This window comes from Phytopseudomonas flavescens (assembly GCF_900100535.1).
GTDB classification, from domain to species: Bacteria; Pseudomonadota; Gammaproteobacteria; order Pseudomonadales; family Pseudomonadaceae; genus Aquipseudomonas; species Aquipseudomonas flavescens.
Map to the genome: position 1 here is coordinate 393,833 of NZ_FNDG01000001.1, position 25,604 is coordinate 419,436.

The 25,604-nt window shown below is 65.1% G+C and carries 22 protein-coding genes and 3 tRNA genes; 2 read left to right on the forward strand and 23 right to left on the reverse strand.

Annotated elements, in window-relative coordinates; all coding sequences use genetic code 11:
• The first annotated feature begins 94 nt into the window (after nucleotides 1-94).
• Nucleotides 95-274: a hypothetical protein gene (locus tag BLR94_RS01865; RefSeq protein ID WP_084305711.1), complete on the forward strand. Its 180-nt coding sequence runs from the start codon at nucleotides 95-97 to the stop codon at nucleotides 272-274.
• A 238-nt stretch (nucleotides 275-512) separates the two neighbouring features.
• Here BLR94_RS01865 and BLR94_RS01870 read toward each other — a convergent pair whose 3' ends face one another.
• The 9 genes from BLR94_RS01870 to BLR94_RS01910 form a co-directional block, all read right to left on the reverse strand.
• Complete coding sequence (locus tag BLR94_RS01870; protein WP_084305713.1) at nucleotides 513-1,673, reverse strand: CoA transferase; 1,161 nt, start codon at nucleotides 1,671-1,673, stop codon at nucleotides 513-515.
• 9 nt (nucleotides 1,674-1,682) lie between these two features.
• On the reverse strand, nucleotides 1,683-2,879 hold the full coding sequence (locus tag BLR94_RS01875) for an acetyl-CoA C-acetyltransferase (protein ID WP_084305715.1): 1,197 nt from the start codon (nucleotides 2,877-2,879) through the stop codon (nucleotides 1,683-1,685).
• Between the two features lie 36 nt (nucleotides 2,880-2,915).
• Nucleotides 2,916-3,689: an enoyl-CoA hydratase/isomerase family protein gene (locus BLR94_RS01880; RefSeq protein ID WP_084305718.1), complete on the reverse strand. Its 774-nt coding sequence runs from the start codon at nucleotides 3,687-3,689 to the stop codon at nucleotides 2,916-2,918.
• Complete coding sequence (locus tag BLR94_RS01885) at nucleotides 3,686-4,537, reverse strand: HpcH/HpaI aldolase/citrate lyase family protein (protein ID WP_084305719.1); 852 nt, start codon at nucleotides 4,535-4,537, stop codon at nucleotides 3,686-3,688. Before BLR94_RS01885 ends, BLR94_RS01880 begins: the two co-directional genes overlap by 4 nt.
• Nucleotides 4,534-5,397 (reverse strand): HTD2 family dehydratase, encoded by an 864-nt coding sequence (locus tag BLR94_RS01890; protein ID WP_084305721.1) that lies wholly within the window; start codon nucleotides 5,395-5,397, stop codon nucleotides 4,534-4,536. The genes BLR94_RS01885 and BLR94_RS01890 overlap by 4 nt, the downstream gene beginning before the upstream one ends.
• Nucleotides 5,397-6,785, reverse strand: coding sequence for an MFS transporter (locus BLR94_RS01895; protein ID WP_084305723.1), 1,389 nt, complete (start codon nucleotides 6,783-6,785; stop codon nucleotides 5,397-5,399). The genes BLR94_RS01890 and BLR94_RS01895 overlap by 1 nt, the downstream gene beginning before the upstream one ends.
• A gap of 85 nt (nucleotides 6,786-6,870) precedes the next feature.
• Nucleotides 6,871-7,620, reverse strand: a complete 750-nt coding sequence (locus BLR94_RS01900) for a beta-ketoacyl-ACP reductase (protein ID WP_084305725.1) — start codon at nucleotides 7,618-7,620, stop codon at nucleotides 6,871-6,873.
• 45 nt (nucleotides 7,621-7,665) lie between these two features.
• Nucleotides 7,666-8,529: a MaoC family dehydratase gene (locus BLR94_RS01905; protein WP_084305727.1), complete on the reverse strand. Its 864-nt coding sequence runs from the start codon at nucleotides 8,527-8,529 to the stop codon at nucleotides 7,666-7,668.
• 1 nt (nucleotide 8,530) lies between these two features.
• Nucleotides 8,531-10,639, reverse strand: a complete 2,109-nt coding sequence (locus tag BLR94_RS01910) for an acetate--CoA ligase family protein (protein WP_084305729.1) — start codon at nucleotides 10,637-10,639, stop codon at nucleotides 8,531-8,533.
• A 122-nt stretch (nucleotides 10,640-10,761) separates the two neighbouring features.
• Between BLR94_RS01910 and BLR94_RS01915 the strand changes: the two genes are divergently transcribed.
• The gene (locus tag BLR94_RS01915; RefSeq protein WP_084305730.1) at nucleotides 10,762-11,691 is read left to right on the forward strand and encodes a LysR family transcriptional regulator; all 930 of its coding nucleotides are present in this window, start codon (nucleotides 10,762-10,764) and stop codon (nucleotides 11,689-11,691) included.
• 243 nt (nucleotides 11,692-11,934) lie between these two features.
• On the opposite strand, the gene BLR94_RS01920 is transcribed toward BLR94_RS01915, so the two are convergent.
• The 14 genes from BLR94_RS01920 to asd form a co-directional block, all read right to left on the reverse strand.
• Nucleotides 11,935-12,011: transfer RNA gene (locus tag BLR94_RS01920), tRNA-Asp, on the reverse strand.
• A 93-nt stretch (nucleotides 12,012-12,104) separates the two neighbouring features.
• A tRNA-Asp gene (locus tag BLR94_RS01925) sits at nucleotides 12,105-12,181 on the reverse strand.
• 35 nt (nucleotides 12,182-12,216) lie between these two features.
• Nucleotides 12,217-12,292: transfer RNA gene (locus BLR94_RS01930), tRNA-Val, on the reverse strand.
• A gap of 82 nt (nucleotides 12,293-12,374) precedes the next feature.
• Nucleotides 12,375-13,586, reverse strand: coding sequence for an O-succinylhomoserine sulfhydrylase (locus BLR94_RS01935; RefSeq protein ID WP_084305732.1), 1,212 nt, complete (start codon nucleotides 13,584-13,586; stop codon nucleotides 12,375-12,377).
• Between the two features lie 84 nt (nucleotides 13,587-13,670).
• Entirely contained in the window at nucleotides 13,671-15,176 is a 1,506-nt protein-coding gene (gene purF, locus BLR94_RS01940; protein ID WP_084305734.1) for an amidophosphoribosyltransferase, read from the reverse strand.
• A gap of 28 nt (nucleotides 15,177-15,204) precedes the next feature.
• Nucleotides 15,205-15,771, reverse strand: a complete 567-nt coding sequence (locus tag BLR94_RS01945) for a CvpA family protein (protein WP_084305736.1) — start codon at nucleotides 15,769-15,771, stop codon at nucleotides 15,205-15,207.
• 73 nt (nucleotides 15,772-15,844) lie between these two features.
• Entirely contained in the window at nucleotides 15,845-16,501 is a 657-nt protein-coding gene (locus BLR94_RS01950; RefSeq protein WP_084305738.1) for an SPOR domain-containing protein, read from the reverse strand.
• Nucleotides 16,485-17,792, reverse strand: coding sequence for a bifunctional tetrahydrofolate synthase/dihydrofolate synthase (folC, locus tag BLR94_RS01955; protein WP_084305740.1), 1,308 nt, complete (start codon nucleotides 17,790-17,792; stop codon nucleotides 16,485-16,487). Before folC ends, BLR94_RS01950 begins: the two co-directional genes overlap by 17 nt.
• Nucleotides 17,789-18,673, reverse strand: a complete 885-nt coding sequence (accD, locus tag BLR94_RS01960) for an acetyl-CoA carboxylase, carboxyltransferase subunit beta (protein ID WP_084305741.1) — start codon at nucleotides 18,671-18,673, stop codon at nucleotides 17,789-17,791. Before accD ends, folC begins: the two co-directional genes overlap by 4 nt.
• A gap of 173 nt (nucleotides 18,674-18,846) precedes the next feature.
• Entirely contained in the window at nucleotides 18,847-19,479 is a 633-nt protein-coding gene (locus BLR94_RS01965; RefSeq protein ID WP_084305743.1) for a phosphoribosylanthranilate isomerase, read from the reverse strand.
• 53 nt (nucleotides 19,480-19,532) lie between these two features.
• The gene (truA, locus tag BLR94_RS01970) at nucleotides 19,533-20,381 is read right to left on the reverse strand and encodes a tRNA pseudouridine(38-40) synthase TruA (protein WP_090423643.1); all 849 of its coding nucleotides are present in this window, start codon (nucleotides 20,379-20,381) and stop codon (nucleotides 19,533-19,535) included.
• 36 nt (nucleotides 20,382-20,417) lie between these two features.
• A complete protein-coding gene (locus BLR94_RS01975; protein WP_084305747.1) occupies nucleotides 20,418-23,189 on the reverse strand; it encodes a motility hub landmark protein FimV in 2,772 nt (923 codons plus the stop codon).
• 146 nt (nucleotides 23,190-23,335) lie between these two features.
• Nucleotides 23,336-24,346 carry an aspartate-semialdehyde dehydrogenase gene (locus BLR94_RS01980; RefSeq protein ID WP_084305748.1) on the reverse strand — a complete coding sequence of 337 codons (1,011 nt, stop codon included), beginning with the start codon at nucleotides 24,344-24,346 and terminating at the stop codon, nucleotides 23,336-23,338.
• 137 nt (nucleotides 24,347-24,483) lie between these two features.
• Entirely contained in the window at nucleotides 24,484-25,596 is a 1,113-nt protein-coding gene (gene asd / locus BLR94_RS01985) for an aspartate-semialdehyde dehydrogenase (protein ID WP_084305750.1), read from the reverse strand.
• Nucleotides 25,597-25,604: the final 8 nt, after the last annotated feature.

A 25,604-nucleotide genomic window follows, 5' to 3' on the forward strand; every position in this document is an offset into this window, starting at 1 on the left:
GCATGCCGAACATCGCCCGCATGCTGCACGACCCGCAATTGCTGCTGATGGACGGGCCCTTCGCCGCGCTCCACGCGACGCCCGCGAACAGCTGATGCTCGAACTGCAACGCACCTGGATGCAGCAGCGCACCACCATGATCATGGTCACCCATGAGGTCGAAGAGGTGCTTTACATCGGCGATCGGGTCATCGTCATGGACGCTCGCCCCAGGCGCATCCGCCATGAAGTGAAGGTCGACGCGAACACCAGTCGCCCGAGCGGCATCGGCTGAAGGACGAATTGCTGGCCGATTGACCGGGGACTGAATGCGACGCTGCCGGACACCCGGCCCGCCCAACACTCGCTAGCCATGCCAGACGCAGGAGGAGTGCCCGTGGAGTGCGGCGCCGAATGCCTGTGGCGTACTGGAACTCATCACGGCCCGCCCCAGTGGCCAGCCACTCGAGCCAGGCCTGCCTGTGACCAGACGGTCGACAGGCGTGAATACCTGGGACGTATTCGTTAGCCGCTCACCGGGGCCAACCGAATACCCGCTGGTTATCCCCGCCCAGGATGGGCGACGCCGCAGCGCCAGGCGTACCGCTGGCACTGAAACGAAGCGGGTTGCGCGGCGTGAGCAGCTCACCTATACCGGCCTGCATGACGGTCTCGAACAAAGGGTTGGCCGTCGAGCAGCGGCGATCTTCGGCAAGCAGTTGGGAAAAAGTCCGGTAAGGGCCCCAGAGCACACCACGGCCTTCGAACAGGTTTTCGACCTGGGCCAGCGTTCTGGCGGCGAACCAGGGTTCCAGAACCGCCGCGATGGCATGCCGGGCCGTGTAACGGCCGCCCTCGTCGCGCATGTCGACCTCCATCAGCGCGCCGATCATGTCCAGCTTTTCCGCCAGGCCAGTGGCGGTGCCGATGGCCCGCCACTGCCGGTTGGAGATCGCCGCCAGCATCACCCGGCGGCCATCGGCCGTGGCGAAGTCGCGCCCGAACGCACCGTACAGGTAATTGCCGATGGCCTCGCGGGAAACGCCATTGACCTGCACATCGCCCAGGTAACCCAGGTTGCCGACCGTGGCCAGCATCACATCGGAGAGTGCCAGGGTGACCTCCTGGCCAATGCCCTGGCGACTGCGAACCCGCTCGGCAGCCAGCAGCCCGCTGGCCAGGTACAGCCCGGCGGCAACGTCCCAGGCAGGCAGCACATGGTTGACCGGCTCGGGCGAATCGCCCGTGGCAGCGGGGAAACCGCTGGCACAATTGACGGTGTAATCCACCGCGCCACTGCCGTCGTGGTTGCCGGTCAGGCGCAGCATGATCAGGTCTTCGCGCTGAGCCGACAGCGCGTCATAGCTCATCCAGCCACGGGCCGGCAGGTTGGTCAGCAAAATGCCGCGGCCCTCTCCCGGCTCGCAGATCAGGCGCGTGGCCAGGGCCTGGCCTTCAGGCGTATCGAGGGCCAGGGTGACCGAACGCTTGCCTTTGTTCAGGCTGGCCCAGTAGATGCTCTCGCCGCTCGGCGCCAGGGGCCAGCGGTGATAATCGATGTTGCCGCCAAGTGGGTCGATCCGGATCACCTCTGCGCCCAGCTGGGCCAGCGTCATGGCCCCCAGTGGCGCGGCCACGAACGCGGAGATTTCGATGATGCGCAGGCCGGCGAGCGGTGCAGTGTCGGTACTCATCACGCCCTCCTACGCCCGCTCGAATACGGCAGCGATGCCCTGGCCGCCGCCGATGCACAGGGTTTCCAGGCCGTAGCGGCTGCCCCGGTGCTGCATTTCGTGCAGCAGCGTGGTCATGATGCGCACCCCGGTGGCGCCGACCGGATGGCCCAGGGAAATCCCAGAGCCATTGACGTTGAGCCGGTCGATGTCATGCCAGTCCCAGCCCTTGAGCACCGCCAGCACCTGGCAGGCGAAGGCTTCGTTGACTTCGACCAGGCCCATGTCGTCGAGGCTCAGGCCGAGCTTGCGAAGCAGTTTCCGGGTCGCCGGCACCGGGCCGATGCCCATCTCGCTCGGCTCACAGCCGGCGGCGGCCCAACCATGCAGGAAACCGATGGGCGTCAGCCCCAGGCTCTGCAACTTGTCTTCGGCGACGATCAGGCAGGCAGCGGCCGCATCGTTCTGCTGGCAGGCGTTGCCGGCGGTGACGGTGCCGTCCTTCATCAGCGGCTTGAGGCGTGCCAGGGACTCCAGGGTAGTGTCGACGCGGATGCCTTCATCGCGGTCGACGATCAACGCGTCGCCTTTGCGCTGCGGCACGCTGAGCGCGATCACTTCTTCGGCGAAACGCCCCGACGCCCAGGCTTCGGCGGCGTTGCGCTGGCTGCGCACGGCGAAGGCATCGGCCTCTTCGCGACTGATGCCGTATTTCCGGGCCAGGTTCTCGGCAGTCTCGATCATCCCGGCGATGGCGCCGAAGCGCTCGACCGGTTGGGAGCGCTCGCGGCCACGCTCCAGGCGATCATGGAACTTCACCGTGCCGGCGCGCTTACCCCAGCGCATGTCGGTGGTGTAGTACTCCACGTTGCTCATGCTCTCCACGCCGCCGGCCATGACCACGTCGGCCACGCCGCTCTGGATCATCATCGCTGCGGTGGCGATGGACTGCACACCGCTGCCGCAGCGACGGTCGAGCTGCATGCCGGCCACCTCGATGGGAAAGCCGGCCTGCAGGGCGACCCAACGACCGGTGCAGGGCACCTCGCCGTTGGCATAGGAGTGAGCGAAGATCACGTCCTCGATCAACGCCGGGTCGAGGTCGGCCTTCTCGACCACCGCGCGGGCGACGCTGGCACCGAGCTGTTCGACCGACAGGCCCTTGAGGGCGCCGCCGAAGGCGCCGATTGGCGTGCGTAGCGGAGCGACGATGGCTGCTCTTCTCATCTTTGAGTTCTCCTGGGTTGGCGACCGGCGGCCGCGTCAGAACGTAGGGGTTCGTTTGGCCAGGAAGGCGCGCACGCCTTCGGCACACTCGGCGGAAGCGAACGCCTGGGCGCTGGCCTCCAGGGAAAAGGCCAGGGCCTGGCTTTCGTCGCGATCGAGCGAGGCGCTGATCACCGCCTTGCACAGCCCATAGGCCACGGGCGGTCGTTCGGCCAACTGGCGCGCCAGGGCCAGCGCCGCGCTCAGTGAATCGCCAGTGGCGACCACCCGATTGACCAGCCCCCAGTGCAGCGCCGTGGCGGCGTCGATGGGTTCGCCCAGCAGGATCAGCTCACGGGCCCGCGCCTCACCGATCCGCCGGGCAACGCGCAGCGGCCCGCCGCTGCTGGGAAATACGCCGAGCTTGATCTCCGGCAAGGCCAGCTTGACCTGGCTTTCCGCGACCAGCAGATCGCAGCACAGCGCGATCTCAAGGCCGCCGCCGAAAGTCAGGCCATTGAGCGCCGCGACCACTGGCTTGGGGTAGTGGTCGAGCTGGCCGAATACCCGATGCTGCAGTGCCAGCTTCTCGGGAACGATGCGCCCCGGCTCGAGCCACTGGGCGAATTCGGCGATGTCGGAGCCGGCACAGAACGCCTTGCCGCCCTCGCCGGTGATCACCAGCGCACGCACCTGCGGCTGCTGGGCGAGCGCGTCCAGGTGTTCTTGCAAGGCCAGGGTCAGCTCACGGGTCACCACGTTCAGCGGCGGATTGCTCAGGGTCAGGACCGCGACCTTGTCTTCGATACGGCAATACACGGTGGCACTCATGATCGGGCTCCTTGCTTCAACAGATGGCGTGCGCGCTCGATCACCGGCCGGTCGATCATGCTTTCGCCGAGGCGCGCCACACCGCCGGCGGCAGCGTCCCAGGCCGAGACCACCTGGCGCGCCCAGTCCAGCTCGGCGTCGCAGGGCGCGAAGGCACGATTGATCACCGCCACCTGGGACGGATGGATGCACAACGCACCGTGCAGGCCGGTCGCCCTCGCCTGCCCGGCGGCAGCGGCCAGTGCCTGCAGATCGCTGAAGTCGGCCAGAGAATGGGCCAGCCCATAGGCGCGCTTGCCATGGCCCGCCGCGGCCAGCGCCAGCCACTGGCAAGGTAGGCTCAGGCAAGCGGCGGACGGCGCCACGCCCAGGCTCAGGGCGAAGTCTTCGCTACCCAGGGCCAAGGCCGCGACCTGCGGCGCCGCGGCGATCTCGCTGGCACGCAATAGCGCAGCCGGCGATTCGATCAGGGCGATCAGCGCGGGGGTGAAATCCGCCTCCTGCGCGACCGTCGCGCGCTGCGTTTCGAACGCCGCCAGGCTCTGCGGCGACTCCACCTTGGGCAGCATCAGCGTGCTCACCTCGGCGCGGCGACAGGCCAGCAGGTCCTGGTACAACTGCTCGGGCTCGGCGTTGACCCGCACGATCACCTCCAGCCCTTGCGCCCGTAGCTGCGTGACGCTGGCGAGCAGCGTTTCGCGGGCCAGCGGTTTGTCCGCCAGGGGCACGGCGTCTTCCAGATCGAGGATCAGCGCATCGGCGCCACGCTTGTGTGCGCCCTCGATCAGCCGAGGCTTGTCGGCCGGCACGAAGAGCAGCGAGCGCCAACCGGGTATGCGGGTACTCATCGTGCCTCCAGCTCGGCGCTCATGCCGATGCGTCCGTGCTCGTCCAAGGCCCATAGTTGCGCGCCGCCCTCGACGGCACGCCCGACCAGGCGCAGCGGCCCGGTGTCGAGTAGCGGGCGTCGGCCCTGGAAGCTGAAGCGGCTGACCACCGCCCCGGGGTGTTCGCGCAGGAACAGGTCGAGCAGCAGGCTCGCTGTGAGCGGGCCATGCACCACCAGTCCCGCATAACCCTCATGGTCGCGGGCGTAATCGCGGTCGTAGTGGATGCGATGGGCATTGAAGGTCAGCGCCGAGAAACGCATCAGCAACACTGGGTCCGGGCGCAGCTCACGCTGCCAATCCAGCGGCGGCAGCACGTCGGCCTGGATCGCCGCCTGGGTCGCCACGGCACCCGCGGCTTCGCGGTAGACGATGTCCTGCGCCTCGGACAGCAACGGCTCGTCGCCGGCATACAGCTGGTGGCGAACGCTGACGAACAGCAATTGGCCGCTCTTGCCGGACTTGCCCTGTACACCCTCGATAGTCGAGACCCTGTGCAGCGTCTCGCCGATGTTCGGCTGACGCTGGAAGGTCAGTGTGCTGCCGGCCCACATCCGCCGCGGCAGGCTCACCGGCGGCAGGAAACCGCCACGCTGCGGATGGCCGTCGACATCGATTTCGCTCTGCCGGGCATGGGGCAGGAAATACAGCCAGTGGCCCAGCGGCGCGATCTGCTGCGCCGGCCATGGCCGGCGGGGATGATCCAGCACGGCGGCCAGGCCCTCCATCGGCGCGGTAGCCAGGGTTTCCTGCGTGGTTTCACGCCGCCCGATCCAGGTGCGCAGGTAGTCGAGATCGAGGGTCTGGGGGTTGGCAGTCATCAGGCCTGTCCCTTGAGCGAGTGCTTGAGTTCGACCCGCTTGATCGGGCCGACGATGAACAGAAAGGCGAAGATCGCCAGCACCGCGTTGGCGGCCACGTAGATCAGCGCCCAGTCGAACGAACCGGTGGTCTGCACCAGGTAACCGATGACGATGGGCGTGGTGATGCCGGCGGCGTTGGCGAAGGTGTTGAACAGGCCGCCTGCGAGCCCCGCCGCTTCCTTGGGCGAGGTGTCGGCGACCACGGTCCAGCCCAGGCTGCCGACCCCCTTGCCGAAGAACGCCAGGGTCATGAACAGCACCACCAGGGTCTGGCTGCCGTCGGCCCAGTTGCACAGCACGATGGACATCGACAGCAGCATGCCGACCACGATCACCGACTTGCGGGCAAAGGTCACCGAATGTCCGCGCTTGAGCAGCCAGTCGGACACCAGGCCGCCCAGCACGCCGCCGAGGAAGCCGAACACCGCCGGGATCGCAGCGATGAAGCCGGCGTTCATGATCGGCATGTTCAAGCCCTTGATCAGGTAGATCGGGAACCAGGTGAGGAAGAAATAAACGATGGTGGTGATGCCAAACTGGCCGACGTACACGCCGAGCAGCATGCGGTTGCCCAGCAACTCCTTGAGGCAGGCCCAGGTATGCACCGGACTCTCGGCCTTGGTTGCCGGAGTGCTGTCGAGGTCGACCATGCCGCCGCCCTCGCGGATGTAGTCGATTTCGGCCTGACTGGCCCGAGGGTGACGGGTCGGAAAATGGAACAGCGCCATCCAGCCCAGGGCGATGACGATGCCCAGCACGCCCATCACGAAGTAAGCGGCCGGCCAGCCGTGGGCGTGGGTCAGCCAGCCCATCAGTGGGGTGAATACCACCGCCGCGGCGTATTGCGCCGAGTTGAAGATAGCTGAGGCCGTGGCCCGCTCCGACGACGGGAACCAGGCCGACACCACGCGGCTGTTGTTCGGGTAGGTGGGCCCTTCGGCCAGGCCGACGGCGATGCGCAGCACGAACAGGGCGACTATGGCCGAGCCGACCCCGAGAATGGGCACGAAGCCCTGGATCAGGGTGAAGAACGACCAGAGGAAAATGGCGAACCCGTAGACCCGCTTGGAGCCGAAGCGGTCGATCAGCCAGCCGCCGGGAATCTGCGCCAGCATGTAGGCCCAGGCGAAGGAAGAAAACAGGTAGCCCAGGGTGATCGCATCCATGCCCAGGGAGGACTGGATTTCAGTGCCGGTGATCGACAGGATCGCCCGGTCGGCATTGTTCAGCATCGACACGATGAACAGGATCGCGACGATCAGGTAACGCGTGTGGGTTCGCTTGCCGGTCGCGGCCGCAGCGTGGCTGAGGCCTTGTTCGCCGAGCGGGGTGCTCGATGATTTCATGGGAGTTTCTCCGCTTTCTTGTTGTTGTTCTGGAGCCGTTTGCAACGGTGCCTCCGTGCGTGGCGAAGGCACCGCCACAACGGGCTTAACCGTAGCGTCCGCCAGTCACGTGCAAGGTCTCGCCGGTGATGAAACCGGCGCGCTCCGAGGCCAGGAAGGCCACCGCATCTGCGATGTCTTCCGGCTGGCCGGTGCGGCGCAGCGGGCAGGCGTTGATCGCGGCTTCCTTGATCTTCTCGAAGTGGCCGAGGGAGCGAACGGCTTCGGTCTCGACGAAGCCCGGCGCCACGGCGTTGACCGTGATGTTGTAGCGCCCTTCCTCCAAGGACAGCGCCCGGGTCAAGCCGAGGATGCCGGCCTTGGCGGCCGAGTAGTTGGCCTGGCCGGGGTTGCCCAGGTAGGCACGCGAGGAGATGTTGACGATGCGCCCGCCGCGCTGCTCGATGAAGTGAGGCATCACCGCCTTGCTGGTCAGGTAGGCGGCCTTGAGGATCACCGCGATGACCTGATCCCAGTCGTCTTCGCTCATCTTGGTCAGCAGGCCATCGCGGGGAAAGCCGGCGTTGTTGACCAGGATGTGGATGCCGCCGAAGGTCTCGACGGTCTGCTGCACCAACGCTTCGACCTGATCCTTGCGGGTGATGTCGGCGAGGACCGCTACGGCCTGCAGGCCTTCGGCGCGGATCGCCTCGGCCGTGGCATTAGCGCCATCGGCACTGATGTCGGTGATCACCACCTTGCAGCCCTCGCGGGCCAGGCGCCAGGCCGTGGCCGCGCCCAGGCCCCGCGCCGAGCCGGTGACCAGGGCGACCTTGTCGTTGAGTCCGAGATCCATAACCGTTCCTCTTGTTGTTTGCGTGTTCGGAATAGGCCGCCGGGTTCAACCCGGCGACAGCGTCATGTGCCCGGCGTTGAGGACCATCACACCGCGCTCCAGGGCGCTGCAGCGAAACGACACCCGCTCGCCATCGACCCAGAACTCGGTGCGCAGGGTCTCGCCCGGATAGAAAGGCGCGCTGAAGCGCACGCCGAGCCCGTGCACGCGCGCATCTTCGTAGCTCAGGACACTGCGCAGCAGCGCATGCACGGCCACCCCTAGGGTGCACAGGCCATGCAGGATGGGGCGTTCGAAGCCGGCCGCCCGGGCAACGGCGGGCTCGGCATGCAACGGGTTGTAGTCGCCGTTGAGCCGATACAGCAGCGCCGCCTGAGGCAAGGTTGGCAGATCGCACACCCCGTCGGCCGGCCGTTCAGGCAGCCTGTACGGAGCCGGCACAGGCCCGCTCGGCCCGCCGAAACCACCATCGCCGCGCAACAGGCTGACCTGGTTGACGGTCGCCAGCAGTTCGCCCGTGGTCGCCTCGACCACGCGCCGTTCCTGATAGAGCAGCGCGCCCTTGTCGCGGCCTTTGTCGATGATCCGGGTGATGCGGTTGTGACCGATCACCGTGCCGGCGACCGGCAGCGGCCGATGCACAATCATCGATTGCTCGGCATGCACCAGGCGCCGCCAGTCGATGCCGGTATCCGCTTCGCGCGCCCAGAATCCCGGATAACCAAGGACCATCGGCAAGGTCGGGAACGCCCGCTGCCCCTCTTCGAATACATAGGGCAACTGCCGAGGATCGGCGGCCTGGCTGCCGACACCCAGTGACAGCGCGTAGAGCATGCTGTCGCGGGCAGTGAAACGATGCTCGACAGGGGCGAACGGCCTGTCGAGCAGGGCCTGATAATCGATGGCCATCTCAGGCCTCCCGACCGATCAGCAGCGCGTCCAGGGCAAACGCACCCTGCCCTTGCTCCAGCGCCACCACCGGGTTGAGGTCGATGGCCTGCAAGGTATCGGCGTTGGCCGCAGCGAAGCGCGAAACGTTCACCAGCAGCTCGGCGATAGCGTCGATATCCACCGCCGGCTTGCCGCGAAAACCGGCCAGCAGCGCGTGGCCCTTGATCTCGCCGATCATGCGCAGCGCCTCGGCCTTGTCGAAGGGTGCGACGCGGAACGACACGTCCTTGAACAGCTCGGTGAAGATACCGCCCAGGCCGAACATCACCACCGGGCCGAACGCCGGATCGTGGTTGACGCCGATGATGGTCTCGACGCCCTTGCGTGCCATCGGCGTGATCAGCACGCCCTCCACCCGCGCATCGGGGCAGGCCTGGGCAGCGCGCTCACGGAGCAGCTCATAGGCATCGCGCGCCGCAGCCGTATCGCTGATCGAGAGCACCACACCACCGATTTCGGTTTTATGCAGGATGTCTGGCGAGACGATCTTCATGGCCACCGGGAAGCCCATGGCGGCGGCCACTTCGCCCGCACGGTCGGCGCTGTCGACCAGTTCGGTCGGCAGGAACGGCACGCCCACCTCACGCAACACGCGCTGGGCACTCATCTCCGACAGCATGCCCTGCCCGGCCAACAGCCTGACGCTACTGACATTTTGCGTCGCCAGCGCCGGGCGCTCGAAGCCTTCGCGCAAACTGGCCAGGGCACCGATGGCCCGGGCGGCACGCTCGGAGTCGTCGTAGACCAGGAAGCCGGCATCCTCGTAAGCCTTCACCACTTCGGGGCGCGCTTCCATGCACAGCACGGTCGGGCGGTCGAGAAAAGCTTCGGTGCCAGCCTGGATGGCGGCCTTGATCCGGGTGCCGAAGGTCGGCGAATCGGGCAGCATGGTGAAGGAGCCGATGATGCTGTCATAACCGCCGTCGGCGTACATCACCTCGAAGGTGCGGGTGATCAGGCTCATGTCGTTGAGCCAGCCGGCCGTGGTGTCGCAGGGATTGTCGTCGCTGCCCATGGGGTTGATGTCACGCAGCTTGGCCCGTGCGCCCTCGGGCAGGCTGGACACATCCAGGTCGTTGCGCTCGGCGGCATCGCACAGCTGGATACCGAAGCCGCCCGACACGGTGATGATGCCCAGGCGGCGGCTGCGCGGATAATTGCCGCGGCTGGCGGCATAGGCCACGTCGACCTGCTCCTGGGTGGTGCGCGCGCGGTACACGCCGTACTGACGGAACAGGCCGTCGTAGAGCGTATCGGCGCCCGCCAGGCTGGCGGTGTGGGATTGTGCCGCCACCGCCCCCTTGCTGGAGTCGCCGACCTTCATGAAGATAACCGCCTTGCGCCGCTCATGAGCCACACGCAGCGCATTGCGGAAGCTTTCACCATCCCGTGCGCCTTCTGCATAAGCGACGATCACGGAGACGTCGTCCTGCTCGGCCAGCCAGCGGATGCAGTCGGCAACGTCGACATCCATCTCGTTGCCGGTGGAAATCCAGTAGCCGATGCCGATGTTGCGCTTGCGACAGAGGTAGGCGACGTGCCCGCCATAGGCACCACTCTGGCTGACGATGGCCACCGGCCCAGGCGTCGGCAGTTCCTCGTCGAAGGCGCTGCTGAACGTACCGACGAAACCGCTGTACGCGTTGAGCAGCCCCAGGCAGTTCGGCCCCAGCAGGCGCAAGTTGCCCTGCAAGGCGATGGCCTTGAGTTCCTGCTGCAATTGCTCGCCTTGTTCGCCGGTTTCGGCGAAACCGGCGGCGTAGATCACCGCTGCGCCGACGCCCTTGGCGATGCAATCGAGCAAGGCCTGCTTGAGCAGCGCCGAAGGCAGGCAGATCAGGGCGATATCGGGAACGTCGGGCAGCGCCTGCATCGAGGCGTAGGCCTTGTGGCCCTGCACGTCGTCGCGCTTGTTGTTGACCGGGTAGATCGCGCCCTGGTAACCGGCCTTGAGCAGGTAATGCAGGGCACGGCCAGAGATGCGGGCGGTGTCGTTGGAGGCGCCGAGGATGGCGACGGAACGCGGGCGGAATACTTTCTCGAGAGCGTCAGCGATAGCTGATGACATGACAGTCTCCACATTGTTGTTTTTGTATCGAGCGACGAGGCTCGTTGTGGGAAAAGACTGCCACGGAGAAACAGGCTGTGTAGTATTAAATACTGATTGCCTGATACGAATGGAGTATCACCGTGGAGATTCGCCAGCTGCAGCAATTCGTCGTGCTCGCCGAGACGCTCAACTTTCGCGCGGCGGCCGAACGGCTGTTCATGAGCCAGCCGCCATTGTCGGTGTCGATCCGCAAGCTGGAGGATGAGATCGGCGTGAAGCTGTTCAGCCGCACCACCCACGCCGTGCAATTGACCCGCGAAGGCGAAGCGGTGCTGGAGTCGGCGCGGCAGACGCTATTCCATGCCCAAGAGGTGGCGCGTATCGCCCGTTCCACCGCGGCCGGGCTGTCCGGCATCCTGCGGATCGGCTTCGTCGGTTCGGCGAAGAACGCGTTACTGCCCAAGCTGCTGCCGTCGTTCCGCGACAACTACCCCAACGTGGTGATGACCTGCACCGAAGAGAGCAATACCTGGATCATCAGTGCCCTGGAACAGCACCGCATCGATGTCGGCATCGTGCGCGTACCGCTGACCCGGCGTAGCCAGATCGAATACCTGGTCATCGAACGCGATCGCTTCGTCGCCGCCCTGCCCGCCCGCCATCCGCTGACCGCGAAGCACGACCTGACCCTCGCCGACCTCGCCGAACAGCCGTTCATCCATTACACCGCCAACGTCGTGCCTGGCCTGCACTCGCTGGTCAGCCTGCTGTTCGAGGAAGCCGGCATCTTCCCGCGCGTGGCACAGGAGGCGGTGCAGGTGCAGACCGTGCTGTTTCTCGTCGCCAGCGGCCTGGGCGTTGCCCTGGTTCCCGGCAATGCCGCCTTGCGCTCGCTTGAAAATGTGGTCTTCCGCAGCCTCGCGCCGCTACCCGGCCAGGCGTCGATCGGCCTGGCGCTGGCCTTCAACCCGAACTACGAGACGGCCGTCGCCAAACGCTTTCGCGAGTTGGCCGAGGCGCAATCAGGCGAACCCTCGCTACCGCCAGCACCCGGTCGTATCCCTCGCTGACCTGTCCCGTCGCACTCTCTGTCAAGAGTCCTGTCCTGGTCTGGATCCGGAAAGGACATGCGTCAGGACTGCACCGAACGGTAGAAATGCAGTGAGGTGGGATTGGAAAAGCGAATGCCAGCGAGGTACTGAAACAGCGCGGCCGGGAGGGTTCTGGGTAGAATTCAGAAAAAGAAAAAGCGGCCATAGGCCGCTATTTTCTTCGGCTCCCAGGCGTTCGGTGGAACACCATGGAAGCCAATATGGCGCAGCGGACGGGACTCGAACCCGCGACCCCCGGCGTGACAGGCCGGTATTCTAACCGACTGAACTACCGCTGCGTGTCGGTGGACTTGCGTCCGGACAACTCGTGCATCGCAGATGCGAAATATGCTTGTGCATCACATGCCAGACAACGTCGTGCATGGAAAATATGGCGCAGCGGACGGGACTCGAACCCGCGACCCCCGGCGTGACAGGCCGGTATTCTAACCGACTGAACTACCGCTGCGCGTCGGTGGACTTTCGTCCGATCTCTCAAGGGAATGGTGGGTGATGACGGGATCGAACCGCCGACCCTCTGCTTGTAAGGCAGATGCTCTCCCGGCTGAGCTAATCACCCATTGCCTTGTGAGGCCGCGAAATTTACGCGGGGGCCGAACCTAAGTCAAGGCCCCGCTTCATTTTTTTCAAAAATAATGGTTTTACAGCGCCGCCAGACCACGGGCCAGATCGGCTTTCAGATCGGCCACGTCTTCCAGGCCGACGGCAACCCGGATCAGGCTGTCGCGAATGCCCGCATTGGCACGCTCCTGTGGCGAAAGGCGGCCGTGAGAGGTGGTCGCAGGATGGGCGATGGTGGTCTTGGTATCGCCCAGGTTGGTGGTGATGGAAATCACCCGCGTGGCATCGATGAAACGCCAGGCGCCCTCCTTGCCTCCCTTGACCTCGAAGCTCACCACGGCGCCGAAGGCGCTCTGCTGACGCGCTGCCAGCTCATGCTGAGGGTGGCTGGCGAGACCGGCGTAATACACCTGCTCGATACCGTCCTGCTGCTCCAGCCACTGGGCGAGTGCCAGGGCGCTGGCACAGTGAGCCTGCATGCGAATGCGCAGGGTCTCCAGCCCCTTGAGGAAGATCCAGGCGTTGAACGGGCTTAGGGTCGGGCCTGCGGTACGCAGGAAACCCACGACGTCGGTCATCAGCTTGGCGCTACCGGCCACCACGCCACCCATGGCGCGGCCCTGGCCGTCGATGAACTTGGTCGCCGAGTGCATGACGATGTCCGCACCGAGCTTCAGCGGCTGCTGCAGCGCGGGCGTGCAGAAGCAATTGTCCACGGCCAGCAGCGCGCCACGCTCGTGGGCAATCTGCGCCAATGCGGCGATGTCCACCAGTTCGGCCAGCGGATTGGAGGGTGACTCGACGAACAGCAGCCTGGTATTGGGCTTGAATGCGGCTGACCAGGCCTGCAGGTCGGCCAATGGCACGTAGTCGACCTGAACGCCGAAGCGCTTCAGGTACTTCTCGAACAGGCTGATGGTCGAGCCGAATACGCTGCGCGACACCAGCACGTGATCGCCGGCACTGCACAGGCTCATGACGATGGACAGGATCGCCGACATGCCCGAGGCGGTTGCGACGGCCTGCTCGGCCCCTTCCATCGCCGCGATGCGCTCCTCGAAGGCCCGCACCGTGGGGTTGGTGTAACGCGAATAGACATTGCCCGGTACTTCGCCGGCGAAGCGCGCCGCCGCATCGGCGGCGGTGCGGAACACATAGCTGGAGGTGGTGAACAGTGCTTCGCTGTGCTCGCCCTCGGGCGTGCGGTGCTGTCCGGCACGTACCGCCAGGGTGTCGAAACCTGCACCTTCCAGATCGCTGTTGAGTCGACCTGCATCCCATTCCCGTGTCATATCGCGTCCTCGTCCGGAAACCAGTCCGGGCCACATGGGCCCGGTTATCAATATTTCAGCGCTCGGCGCTCGGCCGCTTGCAACTCAGTTGTTGTAAAGATCGATGATCTCGCTGACCGCCTGGCTGCTGGTCTTGGAGCCATCGTTACGGGCCAGATCGATGCGATTGAGGTATGCCTCGTCGACATCGCCGGTCACGTAGCGGCCATCGAACACGGCACTGTCGAAATCCTCGATCTTGATCTTGCCGCCACCGACGGCTTCTTTCAGATCGTCGAGATCCTGATAGACCAGCCAGTCGGCACCGATCAGCTCGGCAACCTGCTCGGTGGAGCGACCATGGGCGATCAGTTCGTGGGGGCTCGGCATGTCGATGCCATACACGTTCGGATAACGCACGGCGGGGGCGGCCGAACAGAAATACACGTTCTTCGCGCCGGCTTCCCGGGCCATCTGGATGATCTGCTTGCAGGTGGTGCCGCGTACGATGGAGTCGTCCACCAGCATCACGTTCTTGCCGCGGAACTCCAGTTCGATGGCGTTGAGCTTCTGGCGCACCGATTTCTTGCGGGCGGCCTGCCCCGGCATGATGAAGGTGCGGCCGATGTAGCGGTTCTTGACGAAACCTTCGCGGAACTTCACACCGAGGTGGTTGGCCAGCTCCAGCGCCGAAGTACGGCTGGTATCGGGAATCGGGATGACCACGTCGATATCGTGCTCGGGGCGCTCGCGGCGGATCTTGTCGGCCAGCTTCTCGCCCATGCGCAGGCGCGCCTTGTAGACCGACACACCGTCCATGATCGAATCCGGGCGAGCCAGGTAGACATGCTCGAAGATGCACGGTTTGAGCTGCGGGTTGGGCGCACACTGGCGAGTGTGCAGTTGCCCTTCTTCGGTGATGTACACCGCCTCGCCCGGCGCCACGTCGCGGATCAGGGTGAACCCCAGTACGTCCAGTGCCACGCTTTCCGAGGCGATCATGTACTCGACGCCTTCGTCGGTGTGGCGCTGGCCGAAGACGATCGGGCGGATGCCATTGGGGTCGCGGAAACCGACGATGCCATAGCCGGTGATCATCGCCACCACCGCGTAGCCGCCACGGCAGCGCTTGTGCACGTCCTTGACCGCAGCGAACACGTCTTCCTCGGTGGGATGCAGCTTGCCGCGCACCGCCAGTTCGTGGGCGAACACGTTGAGCAGCACTTCGGAATCGGAGCTGGTGTTGACGTGGCGCAGATCCGACTCGTAGATCTCCTTGGCCAACTGCTCGACGTTGGTCAGGTTGCCGTTGTGCGCCAGGGTGATGCCATAGGGGGAGTTGACGTAGAACGGCTGGGCCTCCGCCGAGCTGGAGCTGCCTGCGGTCGGATAGCGCACATGGCCAATGCCCATGTGGCCGATCAAACGCTGCATGTGCCGCTGCTGGAACACGTCGCGCACCAGGCCGTTGTCCTTGCGCAGGAACAGCCGCCCTTCGTGGCTGGTGACGATACCGGCAGCATCCTGGCCGCGGTGCTGGAGGACGGTGAGGCCGTCATACAGCGCCTGATTGACGTTCGATTTACCGACGATACCGACAATGCCACACATGTGACGCAACCCCTACTCAGTGAGACGACTAATTACCAGCGCTGCCGGGAATGGATCCCTGCAGCACATCTTTGAACGGCAGTTCGACCGGTTCGCGTATACCACTGGCCAACCACTCGCTGGACATTCCCAGAATGAGGTTCTTCGACCAGTCTGCAACCAACAGAAAATGTGGCAGCAGCGTCGACTGCTGCCACCAGGCGTCCTGCTCGACGGGCCCCAGGCTCAACAGCCCGACGGCGACCACCACCAGCAGGGCACCCCGTGCGGCACCGAATACCATGCCGAGAAACCGATCCGTGCCGGAAAGGCCGGTGACCCGGATCAGTTCGCCGATCAGATAATTGATCAACGCACCGACCAGCAGGGTCAGCACGAACAACAGGATACAGGCGACGACCACGCGGGCGGACGGGGTTTCGATATAGGCACCGAGATGCTCAGAGAGCGCACCACCGAACATCCAGGCAACCACGCCAGCGATGATCCAGGTGACCAGCGACAGGGCTTCCTTGACGAAGCCTCGACTCAAGCTGATCAGACTCGATACGGCGATGATGGCGATGATCGCCCAATCGACCCAGGTGAATGCCACGATGCAGGCTACCGATGGAAGAGGCGCTGCATTTTAGCAGACCCCTGCCCATCGGTTAAGCGCAGATACCGGGTCAGTTGCTTTCGGGCTGGAAGCGCACCACGAAACCGTTGAGCTTGTGCTGGCGATTGAGCTGATCGCGCAGCCGGTCGGCCTCGACCCGCTCCACCAGCGGCCCGACGAACACCCGGTTCATGCCATCGGCGTTACGGATGTAGGCGTTGTAGCCCTGCGCACGCAAGGTTTTCTGCAGGGTTTCCGCGCCCGGGCGGCTGGACAGGCTGGCCAGTTGCACCGACCAGCTGACCGGCAGGCTGTTGGCGTCCAGGCGTTCGGCCGGTGCCTTTTGCGGTGGCGCAGCGACCTCCGGCTGTTTGCTGGCGGCCGGTGGCGGCGTGCTCGGCGCGGCAGGTGCCTGCCCTTCAGGCAACGCGCTGATCGGCTGCTCGACGGGTGCCTGGGCCTGCTCGACGGGAATCTGCCCCTGCCCTGACGCCGCATTATCGCCAGGCACCGGCTCCTGCGGCAGTTCCTGGGGGTCGGGGACGATCACCGGCTGCATCTCGATTTCCGGCACCACCGGTTTGCCCGGCATGCCGGGCGCGTCGACCACTACATGGCGCAGCTCGTCGGGACGCGACAGCAGCATCGGCAGGAAAATCACCGCCAGCGCCACCAGCACCAGAGCCCCGACAATACGTTGCTTCGTTCCGCTATCCAGCATTGCCATCCTGCACACCCTCCTGGGCGTGACGCTGCAGCCACATCAAGGCTTCGGCCACGCAGAAAAAAGAACCAAAGAGCAGAATTTCATCCCCGTCCGCGGCACGCTCGCATTGTGCCTGCAGGGCGCTGGCCACATCAGCGTGCACCTCGGCCTGCGCAGCGCAGGTAAGCAGATGGCCATGCAGCTCGGCCGCAGTGCGTGAGCGCTCGCTCGGCAGCGGCGCCACCGCCCAATGCGCCACCTCGCCCAGCAGCGGCGCCACCACGGCAGGCAGATCCTTGTCGGCCAACAGCCCGAACACCGCCCAACGCCGACCTGCGACTGGATGCGCCTGCAAACGACCGGCAAGGAACAGTGCGGCGTGGGGATTGTGCCCTACGTCGAGCAACAGAGTGAGGGACTTGCCCTGCCAGTTCAAGTGACGACGATCGAGACGCCCGATTACCCGAGTCGCCGCCAGGGCCGCGACAATGGTGGCCGCATCCCAGGGCAGATCGAGCAAGGCATAGGCCTGCAGGGCCAGTGCGGCGTTTTCCATGGGCAGGTCGAGCAGCGGCAAGTCGGCGAGGTGCAGCACATGCCCGCTCGGCGTCAATCCGTACCAGCTCCAGCCGTCGTCGGCGAGGCTCAGATCGAAATCCCGGCAACGCAGGAAGAAGGGGGCATCCAGTTCGAGCACGCGCTCGAGCAATGGCAACGGTGGGTCGAAATCGCCGCACAGGGCCGGTTTGCCGGGACGCAGAATCCCGGCTTTCTCGAATACCACCGACTCGCGGGTATCGCCCAGCCAGTCGGCATGGTCCACACCGATGCTGGTGATCAGTGCCAGATCGGCATCGATCAGGTTCACCGCATCCAGGCGCCCGCCCAGGCCGACTTCGAGCACCGCGACATCCAGCCCGGCCCGTTCGAACAACCAGAACGCCGCCAGGGTGCCCATTTCGAAATAGGTCAGCGAGGTGGCGCCGCGCGCCGCCTCGACGGCACTGAACGCCTCACAGAGGTCAGCATCACTGGCCTGCTCGCCATGGATCTGCACCCGCTCGTTGTAGCGCAGCAGGTGCGGCGAACTGTACACACCGACCCTTAGGCCTTGGGCGCGCAGCAGCGAGGCGAGAAAGGCACAGGTCGAGCCCTTGCCGTTGGTGCCGGTCACCGTGATCACCCGTGGGGCTGGGCGGGACAGGCCAAGGCGTGCAGCAACCTCTCGGGAGCGCTCCAGGCCCATGTCGATGGCGCTGGGATGCAAACGCTCCAGATACGCCAGCCACTCGGCCAGGGAGCGCACGGTCATGCCGTGACCGGCAACGCAGCAGGAGATGGCTGATGGGTGAACTGCGCCAGCAGCCTGGCCAGGCGCGAACGCAGCTCGGCACGGTGAATGATCATGTCGATGGCACCGTGTTCGATCAGGAACTCGCTGCGCTGGAAACCTTCCGGCAGTTTCTCGCGAACGGTCTGCTCGATCACCCGCGGGCCGGCGAAGCCGATCAGCGCCTTGGGCTCGGCGACAATCACATCACCGAGCATGGCCAGGCTGGCGGAAACGCCGCCATAGACCGGATCGGTCAATACCGACACGAACGGGATACCCTCTTCGCGCAAACGCGCCAGCACCGCCGAGGTCTTGGCCATCTGCATCAGCGAGATCAGCGCCTCCTGCATGCGCGCACCACCGGAGGCGGCGAAGCACACGAACGGAGAGCGCGTTTCCAGCGCCACGTTGGCGGCACGCACGAAGCGCTCGCCGACGATGGCGCCCATGGAGCCGCCCATGAACGAGAACTCGAAGGCACAAGCCACGATGGGCATGCCTTCGAGCGTGCCGCTCATGGAAATCAGCGCATCCTTCTCACCAGTCTGCTTCTGCGCAGCGACCAGGCGGTCCTTGTACTTCTTGCTGTCGCGAAATTTCAGGCGATCACTGGGCTCGAGATCGGCACCGATCTCCTCACGACCATCGGCGTCGAGAAAGATGCCCAGGCGCGTCCGCGCATTGATGCGCATGTGGTGATTGCACTTGGGACACACGTCCAGGGTCTTTTCCAGCTCGGGCTTGTAGAGCACGGCCTCGCAGGACGGACACTTGTGCCACAGGCCTTCCGGCACCGAACTCTTCTTGACCTCGGAACGCATGATCGATGGGATCAGTTTGTCTACCAGCCAGTTGCTCATGCTCTCGATTCTCCAACGCTGTAGGCTTCAACAGGCTTGTTGCACATGACAAGCGAATTGATGAATGGGTCGTCGCAGGGGGCCGGCATTACGGCCGCCACCTCGCCCGACCACGAAAAAGGCGCGTATTCGTCGCGGCGATAGGAGTATGGACGATTCGCCGAGCAGCGCCGTCACACACAGTCTCCCACCGCCCGTACGGCACGCACGAAGTCTTTTACTCTGGCGGCATCCTTGATGCCCTTGCCCGCCTCGACGCCTCCGCTGACATCCACGGCATAAGGGCGCACCCGGGCGATTGCCGCGGTGACGTTTTCCGGGGTCAGGCCGCCTGCCAGGACCACCGGCTTGCTCAGCTGCGCAGGCACCAGCGACCAGTCGAAGGCTTGCCCGGTTCCTCCAGGGACCCCGTCCACGAAGGTATCGAGAAGCACGGCACGGGCGCCCGGATAGGCATCCACCAGGGCCGCCACGTCATCCTGCGCACGTACGCGCAGCGCTTTGATGTAAGGCCGGCCAACGGCGTCGCATTCGTCGGCACGTTCATCGCCGTGGAACTGCAACAGGTCCAGCGGCACCGCAGCCAGCACCTGGTCCAGCTCGGCTCGCGGCATGTCGACGAACAGACCGACCGTGGTCACGAAAGGCGGTAACGCCATGACGATGGCCCGCGCCTGCTCGATCGACACCGCTCGCGGGCTGCGCGCATAGAACACCAGGCCGATGGCGTCGGCCCCGGCAGCTACGGCTGCCAGGGCATCTTCCGGCCGGGTGATCCCACAAATCTTGCAGCGAACGACTGACAACGGGCGGCCCTCTCCAGGAAAGTCCGGATGGTAGCAAATCGGTGACCCTGCGGTCACTGCGCCGGCCGCCCGGCCGGCGCCGCGACATCTTCCAGCCCGGAAAGGAAGTGCGGCCCCAGGTAGCGCTGGGGCAGATCGAACTCGGCGGGGTAATCCACCTGCACCAGGTAGAGCCCATAAGGATGAGCCGTCACGCCGCCCGTTCGCCGCACCCCGGTCTTCAGCACCTCGCCGGCCCACGCCACCGGACGCTCACCGGCACCGATGGTCATCAGCACACCGGCGATGTTACGCACCATGTGGTGCAGGAAGGCATTGGCGCGGATATCCAGCACGATGAAACGGCCATGCTGCAGCAGCTCCAGGTGATGCACCGTCTTGATCGGCGACTTGGCCTGGCACTGCCGTGCGCGGAAGGCACTGAAATCGTGGGTGCCGATGAACACCTGCGCCGCTTCGCGCATGCGTTCGACGTCCAGCGGCCGATGGTTCCAGGTCACCTCTTCGGCCATGTGCGCCGGGCGGATCTGATCGTTGTAGATCACATAGCGATAGCGTCGCGCCATGGCACAGAAGCGCGCATCGAAGTGCCGCGGCATGGCCTTGGCCCAGGTCACGCTGATATCGCCAGGCAAGTTCATGTTGGCGCCCATCACCCAGGCGTGCATGGAGCGCTCGACCCTGGTGTCGAAGTGCACCACCTGGCCGCTGGCATGCACCAGAGCATCGGTACGCCCGGCACAGCTCAGCGTCACGGGCGCGCCACCGGCGACCTTGGAAAGGGCCTTCTCGAGTGACGCCTGGATCGACGGCACGCCGTCACGCTGGCGCTGGAAGCCCCGGTAACGGGCACCACGGTACTCGACACCCAGGGCAATCTTGTAAATGCCGACGGCAGCCATTTCGGCTGCCGTCGAGGTACGCACATCAGACATGTATCAAACCAGTTTGCCGATCAGCTCTAGCGCTTCCTGCTGCTGACCCTCGTTACCTTCGGCGATCACTTCATCGAGGATGTCACGGGCACCCTCGGTATCGCCCATATCAATGTAGGCCCGCGCCAGGTCCAGCTTGGTCGCGGTCTCGTCGGTGCCCGAGAGGAAGTCGAAGTCCTCGTCGTCATCGAGCGATGGGGTATCGGCCTGCAGGCCTTTCGGCTCGAGTTGACCTTGCTGCTCGAGGCTTTCCGCCAACTGGTCGAGTTCGGCGGTCACATTATCGAGCTGGGCGGCGAAGCTGGCACCCGAGTTCGCAGCCGGCGCCTCGTCGTTGAGCGACAGGTCGAAATCGGCCGGCAGGCCGAGGTCATCCTGGTTGTTGTCAGCCGAGGGGGTGGCAGATGCGTCGCTGCCCGCTGTCTTGTCCGCATCATCATCATCGAGGTTCAGCAGGAAATCGTCCTCCTGCTGAACGGCCGGCGTCGCCGGCGCGTCGAGGTCGAGACTGAAGTCGGCCAGTTCGCCGCCCAGTTCCTGGCGGCCGTCGGTTTGATCGTCGAGTTCGAAGTCCAGCGCGTCGTCCTTGCCTGCAGCCGGCTGGTCGGGGCCCCGCAGGCCCGGATCGGCATCCAGGGTCGTATCGAGCGGGTCGACGCGATCAGTACCCACCGGGCGGATCGGCGGATCGGCGGCGAACTCGGCTTCGAGGGCATCCAGGTCGAGATCGAAGTCCTCGTTGGCCGGCCGGGACGACGCAGGCCGAGCGGGCTCGTCCAGCGTCAGGTCGTCGAGGCTGAAAGCGTCCAGGTCATCGGCGGCGGCAACGCCAGCCAGCCCCGCGCCGCCACCCAGCATGATCATGGCCGGATAACGGCTTTTCAGCTGCTCGACCTCGGCATGGGCACCCCCGATTTCACGCAATTCGTTTTCCTGGCGGGAGAAACCCTCGCGGTCGCCCAGTTCCGCGTAGACCTCCATCAGTTTCAGGCGCAGATCGGTACGCTGGGGTTCGTCGTTGATGGCGTTGTGCAACAGCTCGGCGGCCTGATTGAAGCGGCCATAGGCGATGTAGATGTCGGCCTCGCCCAAGGCGTCGCCGGTCTGCGCGCTAATGCGCTCTTCGCTGGCCGACGGCTGCGGAGCACTCAGGTCGTCCGGCAGATCGTCCAGGCTGTCGGCAGGCAGCTCCAGGTCATCATCGAAGCGGTGGGTATCTTCCTGGTACACCGAAAGGCTCTGCTCCTGCTCGGCATCCTTGCGTGCGCTGCGGCGCGACAGGATCAGCAGCACCAGCAACAGCGCCAGCAGCAGACTGCCGCCGATCAGCCCGAGCAGCATCGGATTGGCCAGCAGATTGTCGAGGGCACTGTCTTCATCGGCCGGAGCGGGGGCGGCAGGCACAGGCTCGGCCGGCTGGACAGCCACGGGGGCTGGCGGTTCGGCGGGGGCTGGCTGAGCGCCCGCAGCGGGGTCGGCAGCAGGCGCCGCGCCATCACCCGAGGCAGCGGGTGCCGCCTCGCTGCCAGTCCCGCCGGCCTGGGGTGCTCCGGCCAAGGGTTCGGCCGCAGCGCCAGGAGCACCGGGGGCCGGCGGGGCAACGGGTGCAGCCGGCTGGCCTGGATTAACCGACGGCTCGGCGGCCTGACCGGAAGGTGCAGAGACATCGGCCTGCAACTTGGCCAATTGGTTGTCTTTGAGTTGAATCAGGCGCTGCAGTTTGTCGAGCTGGCTCTGCAGGTCGTTCATGCGATCTTTCAGCTCGTCGTTCTCGCGACGGGTCGAATCCAGGCTTTCCTGGGTGATCGCCAGTTGATTGCTCAGCGCGGCACTGTTGCTGGAACCGCTTTCGCTGCCCGCCGTGGCCTTGCCAGCATCGGCGGCGAGCAACTTGAGTTTGTCTGCGGCTGGCGCGTCGGCCGGCGCCGCGCCGGTGCTGGTGCGGCGGGTCGCGTCGATCTGCCGGCTGCCGGCGGCTGCCGGAGCGCCACGCGCCTGGCGCCAGGAACCGTTCTGCTCGCCAACCTGCGCCAACGCCTCGGCCTGGCTGCGCCTGGCGATCTGGCTTGCATCGGGCAGGCGCAGCACCTGGCCGCTTTTCATGAGGTTGATATTGCCGCCGATGAACGCGTTCGGGTTGAGGTCCTGGATGGCGAGCATTACCTGATGGACACTGCCATTGCCACCCACGCGCTGGGCAACCTCCCACAGGGTATCGTTGCGATTGGTACGGTATTCGCCGCCTTGGCCCGCCGCTGCGCCACGAGAAGCCGTCGGGGTCGTCGAGGGCGCAGCCGGGCGTGGCGGCGTGGCAGCCGGCCTTGGCGCGGGCGTGGCCACCGGCAATTGCGGTGCGGCAGCGGCCTGAGGGGAATACAGCGGCGGATCGAGCAACAGCGTGTATTCACGCAGCAGGCGGCCATTGGGCCACAGCACTTCGACGAGGAAGTTCAGGTAGGGCTCGCGCACCGGCTTGGTCGACGTGACGCGAATCACGCTCTTGCCGTTGGGTTTGACGACAGGCGTGAAGGTGAGGTCAGTGAGAAAATACTGGCGGTCGACTCCGGCCTTGGTGAACTCTTCCGGCGAGGCCAGCGCCGGGCGCATCTCTGCCGCAGAGAGGTCGCGCACGTCGAGGAGTTCGATTTCCGCAACCAGGGGCTGGTTCAGAGACGACTGCAGCGTCAGCTCGCCGACACCCAGCGCATGCGCCATACCGGAAGACAACGCCGTCGCTGCAGCGATAGCCAGTACCAGTTTACGAACCCGAACCATAGCCGTTTCCTTTGTGTTGACTGCTCTCGCGCAACGAGAGGATAGGTGATCGTCGGCTGCCCCTTCACAGGCCCCCCAGCCAACCATCAGCGTGCTCGGTAGTTGCCAAGCTCGAATAAATCTTCGAATTTCCCGATAAGTATCTTTTACAGATGGTGTTTTATCAATAACTCGGCCAATTGCACGGCATTCAAAGCCGCACCTTTTCGCACATTATCAGACACAATCCACAAAGTGAGTTCGCAGGGATCGTCCAAACCGCGCCGTACGCGGCCTACGTACACCTCATCCTGGCCGACGGCGTCGCCGATCACGGTCGGATAATCCCCTCCATCGACCCGCTCGATACCGACTGCCGCATCCAGCGCGGCGAGCACCTCATCCAGTTCTACCGGTGCACCAGACTGCACCGTGACGCTCACGCTGTCGCCGAAGAATACCGGCACCTGGTGACAATTGACCGCGACATGCAGCGCAGCATCATCGAGCAGCGCCTTGATGTCCTGGTTGACCCGGCGCTCCAGGCGGCCATGCCCCTGCGCGTCCGGCTCGTCGACCTGCGCGAGCACGTTGAAGGCCATCTGCCGATCGAACAGACGCGGCTCGAACGAGCGGCCATTGAGCAGTTCGGCCGTCTGCCTGGCCAACTCGGACACGCCTTGCCGTCCACGGCTGGAGACCGCCAACCCGGCGTCGATCACCAACCGACGCACCGCTACCTGCTCCCTCAAGGCGGCGAGCACCAGCGTTACCGCAACCGCCACCGACGATGGGCTGGTAAGCATGAACGGCGCCTCGCGCCCCTGCAGCACATCGGCATTGACCTCGGGCACCACCCGCGGCGCCTGCTCGCACGGCAAGGCACCGGTCATGTCGATCAGCGAGCAACCTGCCTGGCGTACCGCGTCGACCTGGGCCAGGGTCACGGCCTGGTCGGCGGCGAAGAACACCAGCTTGACGACGCGGAAATCGAAGCCGTCCACGGCACGCACGCGCAGGTTGCGTCCCTTGTAGGCTAGCGTACGACCGGCCGATTCGCTGCTGGCGAGCAGATGCAACGTGCCGACCGGAAAGTCGCGCTCTTCGAGAATCTGCAGAAGGGATTCGCCGACACTGCCGGTGGCGCCGACGATGGCGATGTCAAAGGTAGAAGTCATGAGGGGAGCCTGACGCTCGATAGCCGGAACAGACCCGGCACTCTACCGAAAAGCAAAGGGGCGGGCGATGGCAATCGCAAGCGACCACCACCCACCCGCCCCTTTCACGGCACGCCTGGCAGCGCGCCCTGAGCGGATCAACGCTCCAGCAGGATCCGCAGCATGCGGCGCAGCGGCTCGGCCGCCCCCCACAGCAGTTGATCACCCACGGTGAAGGCGCCCAGGTACTGCGAGCCCATGTTGAGCTTGCGCAGACGGCCTACCGGCACACTCAGGGTTCCGGTAACGGCAGTCGGGCCGAGTTCACGGACACTCGCTTCACGATGGTTCGGCACCAGCTTGACCCATGGGTTGTGCTGGCTGATCAGCCCTTCGATGTCGGACAGCGGCACGTCCTTGTTCAGCTTGATGGTCAGCGCCTGGCTGTGGCAACGCATGGCGCCGATACGCACGCAGATGCCATCGACCGGGATCGGGTTCTTGAAGCGGCCGAGAATCTTGTTGGTTTCCGCCTGGGCCTTCCACTCTTCGCGGCTCTGGCCATTGGGCAGCTCCTTGTCGATGTAGGGAATCAGGCTGCCGGCCAGCGGCACGCCGAAGTTGTCGACCGGGAAGGCATCGCCACGCATGGCCTCGGCCACCTTGCGGTCGATGTCGAGGATGGCGCTGGCCGGGTCGGCCAGGTCGTCAGCGACGCTGGCGTTGACCGCGCCCATCTGCCTGATCAGCTCGCGCATGTTCTGCGCGCCGGCACCCGAGGCCGCCTGATAGGTCATGGCGCTCATCCACTCGACCAGGCCGGCTTCATAGAGGCCACCCAGGGCCATCAGCATCAGGCTGACGGTGCAGTTGCCACCGATGTAGTTGCGCGTGCCCAGGTCGAGCTGATGGTCGATGACCTTGCGGTTGACCGGATCGAGCACGATCACCGCGTCGTCGGCCATGCGCAGCGAGGACGCCGCATCGATCCAGTAGCCTTTCCAGCCGGCTTCGCGCAGCTTGGGGAAGACTTCGTTGGTGTAGTCGCCACCCTGACAGGTGAGAATCACGTCCAGGCCTTTCAGCTCATCGATGCTGTAGGCATCCTTGAGCGTCTCGGTTTCCTTGCCGATGGCCGGACCCTGGCCGCCAACGTTGGAGGTGGTGAAGAACACCGGCTCGATCAGATCGAAATCCTGTTCTTCCAGCATGCGCTGCATGAGCACGGAACCGACCATGCCACGCCAACCGATAAGACCTACACGTTTCATAACCACCA